At 69.4% G+C, this 9,742-nt stretch carries 5 protein-coding genes; 1 reads left to right on the top strand and 4 read right to left on the bottom strand.

The annotated features are described in order from the left end of the window. The 3 genes from rsgA to O3Q52_RS41260 all read right to left on the bottom strand — a co-directional run. The coding region (gene rsgA, locus O3Q52_RS41270; RefSeq protein ID WP_269653690.1) for a ribosome small subunit-dependent GTPase A at positions 1-1,095 on the bottom strand (1,095 nt) is incomplete at its 3' end. A gap of 246 nt (positions 1,096-1,341) precedes the next feature. Continuing rightward, on the bottom strand, positions 1,342-2,868 hold the full coding sequence (locus tag O3Q52_RS41265) for a cellulose-binding domain-containing protein (RefSeq protein WP_269653689.1): 1,527 nt from the start codon (positions 2,866-2,868) through the stop codon (positions 1,342-1,344). Between the two features lie 275 nt (positions 2,869-3,143). Further along, positions 3,144-4,484 carry a radical SAM protein gene (locus O3Q52_RS41260; RefSeq protein WP_269653688.1) on the bottom strand — a complete coding sequence of 447 codons (1,341 nt, stop codon included), beginning with the start codon at positions 4,482-4,484 and terminating at the stop codon, positions 3,144-3,146. A 122-nt stretch (positions 4,485-4,606) separates the two neighbouring features. Here O3Q52_RS41260 and O3Q52_RS41255 point away from each other — a divergent pair, with 122 nt between their 5' ends. Further along, on the top strand, positions 4,607-5,392 hold the full coding sequence (locus O3Q52_RS41255; RefSeq protein WP_269653687.1) for an alpha/beta fold hydrolase: 786 nt from the start codon (positions 4,607-4,609) through the stop codon (positions 5,390-5,392). Positions 5,393-5,437: 45 nt separating this feature from the next. On the opposite strand, the gene O3Q52_RS41250 is transcribed toward O3Q52_RS41255, so the two are convergent. Then, on the bottom strand, positions 5,438-9,742 hold a 4,305-nt coding region (locus O3Q52_RS41250; protein ID WP_269653686.1), incomplete at its 5' end, for a fibronectin type III domain-containing protein.

The raw sequence follows: 9,742 nt of genomic DNA, 5'->3' as shown, positions 1-9,742 counted from the left end.
GAAGGTGACCCCGTGGTCGATCCCGAACAGCCGGCCCTCGGGCGCGGGCAGCAGATGCCAAAGCTCCGCTCGGACCCGCGCATCCGTCTTGGCCACGATCCGCTGGTTCTCCCGAAGCAGCTTCCGGTAGCTCTCCAGCCGCCGCTCGGGCAAGACCCCGGAGCCCGCGGCGGCGAGCACCGCACAGCCGGGCTCGGCCTCGTGCGCGCAGTCCTGGAATCGGCAGGAGGCGGCGAGCTCCTCGATCTCGGAGAACACCTGACCGACGCCGGTCTCGGCGTCGAAGAGTCCGACCCCGCGCAGCCCCGGTGTGTCGATCAGTACGCCCCCGCCGGGGAGGACGAGCAGGTTTCGGGTCGTGGTCGTGTGGCGGCCCTTGCCGTCCACGTCACGTGCCGCCTGGACGGCCATCACGTCCTCGCCGAGGAGCGCGTTCGCGAGCGTCGACTTGCCGGCGCCCGACTGTCCGAGGAGCACGGAGGTACCGCCGGACACTACTGCGCCGAGGATGTCGAGGCCGTCTCCGTCCGTGGAGCTGACGGCCAGTACCTGTACGCCCGGTGCCGCCGTCTCGACGTCCTGGAGCAGATACGACAGGCCCACCGCGTCCGGTACCAGGTCCGCCTTGGTGAGTACGACCAGGGGCTGTGCGCCGGATTCCCAGGCCAGCGCCAGGAAACGTTCGATCCGGCCGAGGTCCAGCTCCACCGCCAGGGAGACCGCGATGATCGCGAAGTCGACGTTGGCGGCGAGGATCTGGCCTTCCGAGCGCTTGGAGGAGGTCGACCGTACGAAAGCGGTACGGCGTGGGAGGTACTGCTGTACGTAGCGGGGGTCCCCGCCTGCGTCGACGACGGCCCAGTCGCCGGTGCAGATGACGCGCAGCGGGTCGTGCGGTGTCACGAATTCGGTGTCGACCCGGACCAGTCCGTCGGGGGTGATCACGTCGCACTGGCCGCGATCGACCCGTACGACTCGGCCCGGGACGAGGCCCCGTTCAAGATGGGGGGCGAATTCGGCAGCCCACTCGTCGTCCCAGCCGTAGGGGGCGAGCGGGTGAGCGGAGGAAGGCAGTGGAAATGAAGAGGAAGACAAGGGGTGACCCTTCGAAGGGTGGCCCCGGCCGCGCGCGCTCGGGCGCGGAGAAGGAGGTTGTCAGCCGGTGACCACAGAGGTGGATTCGATGAACTTCCGGATGCGGGCAGCGCCCAGCTCGATGACAGCCATCGATCACACCTCCTTGATCACACCAGCGACAACGTCGGCGGTGGAGAACCACCGCGAGAACGGTCAGACCTTAGCTCGCCCCTCCGCCCCGGCCAACCGATTTTCTGACCGGGCTCAGCTGTGCGTACAGCTGCGGCCGTTCAGCATGAACTCGTCCGGCTCCGCGTTGCCGTTGCCGGCCTTCCAGGAGCCCAGGAATCCGACGGCGAAGGATCCGCCCGCGGCGACCGACTTGTTGTAGTCGGCGGCGCTCGCGGTGACCCGGGAGCCGTCCTGGTCGAAGTTGCCGTCCCACATCTGGGTCACCTTCTGGCCGTCGGGGAAGGTCCAGCCGACGCGCCAGTTGTTGAGGGCGTAGTCGGACTTGACGGTGACGGTGGCCTGGAAGCCGTCGGGCCACTCGTTGACCAGTTCGTACCGGGCGTGGCAGACGGCGGGTTCGCTGGGGTTGGGGTCGGCGCCGTCCTGTTCGGCCGCGGACGTGGAGTCGCCCTGGGGCTCCTTCTCCGACGCGGAGCCCGTGCCGGCGTTCTCGTCGGTCTTCTCGGTGTTCGATTCGGACGCCTGCGGGGAGGTCGTGGAGGAAGCGGTCGAGCCGTTCCCCGTGCTCGATGGTGCGGGGTCGAGCGAAGGGACCTGCTGGCCCACGGGCTCCCGGCCCGCCGTTCCTTCCAGGGAGCCGGAACCCTCGTCCTCGCCGAACGGCGCCAGCGTGACCGCCAGTGCCAGGAGAGAGACGCCGACGGCGGCGGCGATCAGTCCGACCCTGCCTATCCGGGCGCGGCGTCCTTCCGCCGCGTCACCGTCCGGCGCGTCAGGGTCGTCGTCGGCCGCGCCTCGGCTCAGCCCCGACTCGACGGCCCTGCGGCGTCGTTCGAGGTAGGCGAGTCCGCCCCAGCCGATGACCCCGCTCGCGAGCGCGGCGGGCAGTCCTCCGCCGGCCGGCCGAAGACAGGCGGCGGCCTCCGCGCACTCGACGCAGCGCGCGAGGTGCGACGACAGGTCGTCCGGTACCTCGGCGGCGGGTGAGCGGGTGACCGCGTCGAGGAGCCGGGCATAGCTGCGGCACTCCTCGGAGAGCGGTGTGTCGAGGTGGTTGCGGTGGCAGCGGTCGCGGAACACCCCGCGCACCTGGTGCAGTTCCTCGGCCGCGCCCTCCGGGTCGAGGCCGAGCCGGCGGGCCACGGAGGCGACCGGCAGCGCCTCGACCTCCGCCAGCCACAGCAGCGCGGCATCCGGTTCCTGCATGTCCCGCAGCCCGCGCAGGGCGAGCGGCCGGTGCAGGGGCGGTCCCGAAAAGCGGGCGGCCTTCTCGGAGTTGAGCCACAGGCGAAGTTCGGGGTCGAGACGGTCGCCCTGTCCCCTCGCTTCCCAGATGGCGGTCGTCTGGCGTACAGCGGTCAGGAGCAGCGGTATTCGGGGCAGCCTGGGTGTGCGCGTCCGGCGCCCGAAGCTCCTGCCGCCGGACTCGTTCTCCGCGGCACGCGCTTCGCGTATGCCGAGCGAGAACGCCTCGGAGGCCAGTTGGCGGGCATGGGTGGAAGCGCCGGTACAGAGATCGGCGTACGAAAGGACCGCGTCCCAGCACTCCGAGAACAGAGTGGCCTCGGCGGCGTCCTGAGGGGTCGGCAGGTCTGGCATGGGTGGGGACTTCACCTGCATCCACAAGCGGGGTCAACTCACCTGGGTAATACGGGAGTTGAGGGGGACGTCTGCGACGGGACCAGAGTTTTTCACGGTTCCTGCACAACTGACAAGCGGCACTTGCACATCCGGTTACCGCGGGTCGCACGTCCCACCAGGCCCCGCAGCCTCAGCCGCGCTTCAGTCGTACACCAGTTGTACGTCCCGGCAGCCCCAAATGACTCAATCGATTGTCCTTGGAACTGCCGTACGTCTCCATCCGCCCCGTTCCCTCAGACCGCGGGCGCCTCTTCCGCCACCTCGTTCGCCGGCAGGCTGTCCATGAACGAGCTCACCGAGAAGACCGCGTTGCCCGGCCCGGGCGGGCCGTATCCGGGCGGCGAGGAGAGCCCGAAGTCCTCCATCGTGGAGCGATAGGCCTCAAGGAGCCGGATGTGGTACTCCAGCGGGGCGCCCTGCGGATTCGCCTTGCCCAGCGGGGTCGTCGGCTCCGGGCACCAGGTGGTGAAGCGGGGCGTGATGCCGTGCGACATGAAGAAGCGCAGCCCCTCGGTGGTGGAGGCGATGGCCTCGTCGACGGTGGTGAACCCGAAGGGCTCCGCCATCTCCACGCCCGCCACGAAGTTGGGGATCACATTGCGCGCGCCGAAGACCTCCGCCGAGTCCAGGATGCGCTTGTGCCACTCGTCCCGGCCGACGTACCGCTCCTTGCCAGGGCAGTGCATCTTGAACAGGTACTCGTCCCACACCTCGTAGTTGGGGTGGTAGATCTGCACGCCGTAGTCCTTGAAGCGCTGCACGTCGTCGCGCGGGAGTGCCTGGGCGACGACCTTGCCGATCCACCGGCCCGGGAAGTGTTCCTCGATGGCCTTGGCGTACATGCCGTAGAAGTCGGCCTCGTCGCGGCCCTGGAGTTTGGAGGTGATGGCGCCGCCGGTGAGGGTGTACGCGGTGGACGCCTTCGCCGTGTCGTAGCGGTCGATGATCTCCAGGGCTTCCAGGACCTCGTCGACGTCCTTGACGCCGGTGTAGGGCCGCCCGGCCGCCTTGTGCTGGCGCCAGTTGTGGTTGATGTCGCAGTACTGGCACTCCTCCTTGGCGCCGAAGTACTGGCACACCCGGAACACCGTCAGGTAGATCAGGTAGCCCCACTGGATCGTCGGGGCCACCTCCATGACGGACTTCCCGTTGGAGAGCTTGTGCCGGTAGTACTCCGGCATGGGCGGCACGCCGACGTCCGAGATCCGCTTCCCGTCGAGGTAGAGCCCCAGCACGCCGTCCTCGCTTGCGGCCACGCGGTACGGGGAGGACGGGTTCACGCGTACGGAGACGACTGTGCGGCGCAGGTCGTACGGGCCGCCGGTGAGGATGATCTCCTCCGGCGGGCGGCGCAGCGCGGCCTCGCCCAGTTCGGGCAGGGTGCCGTGGTCGAAGGAGAAGATGAAGTACGACTTCGGTTTGACGTCCCCGGCTGCCTCGTTGGCGGTATCGCTGAGTGCGGAGTCGTCGAAGGCCACGCCCCCACGGAGCAGGTCCTCCTTGAAGACGGCTTCCCGCGGTACGTGCGGGAACCTCTCCATCAGGTCCTCGACCAGCGCGGTACGGCTGCCCATCCCGTCCTCCTAGCTCCCGGTACTCCCGGCTGCTGTGCTCGACTCCTCACGGTATGCCCCTCCTCGCGGGCCCGTGGTGCCGGGTCCCTCCTGGTGGCCGGGCCGCGTCTAGAGTCACCTCCGTGACCACCACCTCCCCACCGGTAGCCCTCCACCACACGGACCACCCCGGCACGGGCCCGGCCCTCCTCCTGGTCCACGGGTGGGGCGGCGACGGCGGGGACTGGGCGCCCACCCTCCCGTACTGGCGGCACCGGGTGATCGTCCCCGACCTGCGGGGCCACGGCCGCTCCCCGAAGCCGCCGAGCGGCTACGGGCCGCGCGACTTCGCCGCCGACCTGGCTGACCTGCTGGGCCGGCTGGACCCGGGCCCGGTGATCGCCGTCGGCCACTCGATGGGCGCCCAGGCGGTCACGGCACTCGCGGTGGAACACCCGGATCTCGTACGCGCGTTGGTGGTCGTCGACTCCGCGTACGGAGCCGACGAGGGCGAGGCCGTACGCATTCCCGGGGAGCAGGAGGAGCTGCGGAGGGAGGGTGCCGAGTGGGCCGCCCGCTTCGTGGACAGCTCCTTCCGGCCGGGGGCGCATGACCAACTGCGGGAGCGGCAGCGGAAGTTGATGGCCGGCATGGACCCGGAGGTGCTGGCTCGGTGCCGCGACGGCATGTACCTGGCCCCGGACGCCTTCGGCCTGCGACCTGCGACCTGCGCGTATCTGGCCCGCCGCGACTGTCCCGTGCTGGGCGTGTACGCGACACCGGCTGCCGCCCACTTCGAGCGCGGCACACTCTCCCGACCCGGCTCCCGGGTGGTGGTCTTCGAGGACTGCGGCCACTACCTGCACGAGGAGCGCCCCCGGCAACTGGTCTCCCTCGTAGAGGAATGGTCCACCCCCCGTGCCCCCTGAGGGGCGCGGGGAACGGCGCGACCAGCCACAGCGAACCCGCGGATCTCACTCCTCGTCGGGCAGCTGATACCAGAACTCGATCTCCCCCACATTGCAACGCCCGTTGTGCCCGTCGTACACACGGATCCGCTGGTACGACGCCCGCTCGGCGAGCCGGAACTCGTACCACCGGGCCGTGTCGACCCCGCTGACCGTGTGGAAGTCCGTCCAGTCGGCCCCGGCCTCGTCGGAGCCGCGGAACACCGTGCCGTTGGCGCGGGTCAGCTGGTCGGCGCGAGGGTACAGGCGGATGCGGTCGACGGTGATCGGGCCCGCGGCGCCCGCGTCGATGTCGATCCAGCTCTCGGCGGCCGTGGTGTCGGTGTAGGTGGTGGTGTCTCCGTCGAAGGCCCGCCAGCCCGCTGCCTCCTTGGTTCCCGTGCCGGGCCACTGGGTGGTGGAGGCCACCACCATGGACGGGGTGACCTGGAACTTCCGCAGCAGCGTGTCGAGGGAGACCAGGAGTTCATGGGCCGCGTAGACGGCGTCCACTCGGGCGGACTCCGGGTCGCCGGTCGACTTCTCGACGCGGTCGAGTTCGGCCGTGAAGGCCGCGTACGACTTCTTCGTCCACTCGGCGGGGTCCGTCCTCCGTGCCCGGGCCAGGACCTGGGCGAAGGTCTCGGCGACCGCCACGGCCACCGCGGAGTCGCGGGTGCCGCCGCCGACGAGGGCCGCCGTCACCTTGTAGGAGCGGGTGCCGTGGCGCAGGCCCTTGTCCTCGTAGGCGTACGCGCGCGTGTCCTTCTTCAGAACCTCCCACTGCCCGTCGCCAGTCGAGCGGGAGAGTGTGAAGGTCAGGGCGTCGTCCGGCTTGTTCCAGCGGGCGGTGGCGGTGTCGGCGTCGCGCTCGACGGAGAGCAGGAGCGCGTTCGCGCTGAAGGTGTCCACCGCCACCTTCGTGAACTCCGCGTCGCCCGTCGCCGCGAAGCCCGCGTGGACCGCGTACGGGAAGGGTGTGAAGAGTGTCGCGACCGTCAGCCAGGTGGTGCCGTCGGCCGACACCTGGCCGTGCACTCGGTGGCTGCCGGCGTCCCGGACGATCCGCAGGTACGGCGTCGCGGCCAGGGTCTGCCCGTCGAGCCGGCGGGTGATGGGTGAGCGCAGGTCGTCCTGCCAGTCGTGGCGGCTGTCGCGGGTGCGGTTGTGGAAGACGAGCCGTCCGTCCTTGTCCGCGCCGAAGAACAGATGGCGGGTGTCGGCGGCGATCCGGTCGCGGAGCATCAGTCCGGTGAGCGGCCCGCGTGCCCCTGTGACGCGGGTGGTGAGGGTGAAGCTGCCTGCCAACGGGCGGCTTACGTAGTGGAGTTGGTCTTCCATGTCGCGGGAGGGCACCTTGTAGTCGTCGCCCTCGCCGAGTCCGTCGCCGCGTGCGCCGAGCACTCGTATCGTCGAGCCGCGCACCGCCGTGCTGCCCGGTCTCGCCTTGCGCAGGGCGTCGTCGCGCCAGCCCGAGTTTCTTGGGCCGGGCGAAGCGGGCTTCGGGAGTTCGGTTCGGATGGTGTGCGAAGTCCAGCCTGGGCCTTGGCCGTTGACGGCGGTGACCGTGTAGAAGTACGTCTCGCCGGGGTGGGCGGAGGTGTCCGTGAAATGCCGGCCCGTCTCCTTCGAGGAGATGACCTTGTACGGGCCCTGCTGTCGGGTCGCCCGCCGCACCTCGTAGTGGGAGGCGCCCGCCGTCGTCTGCCAGGTCACCGTGACCGCTCCGTCGCCGGGGAGGGTGTGCACGAAGTCGACGTGTGCGGGCGGGAGTTCGGGCTCCTGGGCTGTCGGCAGCTTGAGTACCAGGCCCGTCCTGGGCGGGACCTTCACCTTGCCGCCGCGCACCGGGAGTTCCTTTCCCGTCACCAGGTCCAGGACCGTCGAACCGGTACGGCCGGTGGCCCGCGGCACCTCCACCTCGTACGACCGCTCGTTCCCATACGTCCTGCGGGTCGTGTTGAAGACGAAGAAGTAGCGGCCGTAACGGGCGGTCAGCAGGTCCGGGTAGCCCGAATAGGCATGGTCGGCCTCGAAGTTCTCGCGGTGGACCGTGCCGACGCCCGGCTGGTAGGTGATGGGTGCGATTTCGCCCGCCAGGGCCTGGAGTGCCGATGAGTCGCCCGTCTGCTGGTCCTCCATGAAGTCGACGTCGATGTTGTCCATGCGGGCCCAGTAGTCCTCGTACCGGAAGCGTGCGTTGGTGTTGATCTGCACGATGTGGTCGCGGTTCGCCTGCCGGACGTGCAGGCGTCCGTTGCGGGCGAACCCCCGCTGGCGTTCGTTGAGTTGGGCCCACAGGTGGAGGTCGCCGTCCCTCATCGAGACGAACATGCAGTCCACGTCGACCCAGGCGAAGCGCTCGTAGTCGGCACGGTTCACCGCCAGTGCGGTCAGTTCCGCAGGCGTGTAGTGGCCGAAGTCCGTGTGCGGGTGGACTGTTCCGGTCGGCTCGTGGGCCTTCAGGTAGGCGCAGGTCTCGCCGAGCGTGAGGTCGTACTTGTTCTTGCCTGTTACGGAGGCGAACGAGCTGAAGTACTGGTGGTCGGCCAGCTGTTGCTGGGCGAAGCCGACCGCCTCGCGGGCGAAGGAGCGGGTGACTGCCCAGCGGCTTCCGGTGTACCGGTCGGCGTGTTCGGCCATGTGCCGGGCCAGGGAGACGTAGTTGAGGATCCTGCCCTCGGAGATGCGCAGTACGTAGCCCGGGAAGCCCGGGTAGTTGGTGTTGCGCTCGTCGATCACCATCTCCATGCGCATCGTGCGCTTGAGGTTGTCGTCGAGGTCGGTCATCCGGGCCAGGGAGCGGGCGTGCAGGTTGCGCAGCGCGATCTCCAGGATCCGGTCGTTCAGGTCCTCGTCGCCCTTGTGGCCCCAGGTCCGGTGGAACCACTCGGGCAGGTAGTTGGTGGCCTCGCCGTAGTTGGCGACGTAGCCGTTCTCGCGGGTGTGGCCCGCCTCGGTGATCGTGGTGTAGTGCTTGCCCAGGGGCAGGCGGCGTACCAGGTTGCCGGCCTTGTCCAGCTTGGACTTGGCCAGGCCCTTGATGACGTACTTGATGTAGTCGTCCGTCCAGCGGGCCGTGGTGTCGTGGTAGAAGAGCGAGTGGAAGAGGTCCAGGTCCTGGCCGTCCGGGCCGACGAGGACCTCCTCGCCGAGGAAGGGCAGCCAGCCGAGCGCCTCGCCCGCGATACGGTGGCTGCGCGCCTTGCCCTCGTAGAACTCCGAGCCGATGACCCGCAGCCCCTCGTGGGCCTCCCAGGCGCCCTCGTAGGTGTACATCACCTGGTTGTAGATGTACGAGAGCCGCGAACGGGCGTAGTCGAAGTTGGCCTTGAGTACGCGGCCCCAGGCGGCCCGGCGGGTCAGTGGTGAGCCGTCGAGGTCGACGTCCTTGAGAGAGGTCCTGCTCTCGCTGGTGCCTGTGGTGAAGGGCTCGTCCAGGAATGCCTCGAAGGCCTCACGGCCGAGGACGTCCTTGTCCGCTATGAGGTTCTCGACGATGTAGAGGGCCTCGCCGAGTGCTCCGTAGTAGCCGCCCCAGTCCCCCTGGTGGCCGCCGCGGGCCAGGAGTCTCGTGTCGGCGTAGTAGTCCTCGGTGTGGTTGTCCACGCACTTGAAGACCCGCAGCAGGGCCGTCCGCCGGTCGGTTGCGGTCCGTGCCGGGCACCAGCCGGCCTGGGTCAACGCCGAGGTGTAGAAGCGGAGTTCGTCCTCGTAGCGGACGATGCTGAGCCTGGCCGTCGCCGATGCGTCGATCTTCGCCGAGTGGTCGTTGAAGAGCTTCACCTGTCCGGCCACATAGCCGTCGACGAGTGCCTGCTTCTGCGCCTCGGACAGGTCCGCGACCGTGTCCGTGGGCGGTGTGAAGTCGGCCTGCGGGTCGTCGCTCACGTCGAGGTACGCGCCGGTGTGGGTGTACGCGCGGTAGTAGCCGCGGGAGTCGGCGGTGACCTTGGCGGTGAACGCGGCGTCGTAGGTGCGCAGGGTGATCTCGGCGTGCTCGCGGCCCTTGGTGTGTTCCAGCGGCAGCATCACCGTGGCGTAGAAGAAGCGGCCGGGCAGCGGACGGACCGTGCCGGTGTTCAGCGCCTCGTAGTCGCCGGAGCGGCGGTAGCCGATCTGCTCGCCGTTGATGTACGCGATCGTCTTGTACGGGGAGGTGTCGCCGCCCCAGAACTTGACGGTCAGGTAGTTCTGGTGGAGGGGGTCGACCCGCATCATGAAGCGGAGGTCGCCGGTCTTGATGTCGGGGATGTCCAGGGGTCTGGCGACCCGGGCCCGGTCGCCCGCGTTGCCCTCGGCGGCGGCGGGGGCGGGGGCGGCTTCGTCCTG

Origin of the sequence: Streptomyces sp. ActVer, from assembly GCF_027270795.1 — a bacterium.
GTDB classification, from domain to species: domain Bacteria; phylum Actinomycetota; class Actinomycetes; order Streptomycetales; family Streptomycetaceae; genus Streptomyces; species Streptomyces umbrinus_A.
This window is presented reverse-complemented; position numbering and strand designations above follow the sequence as displayed.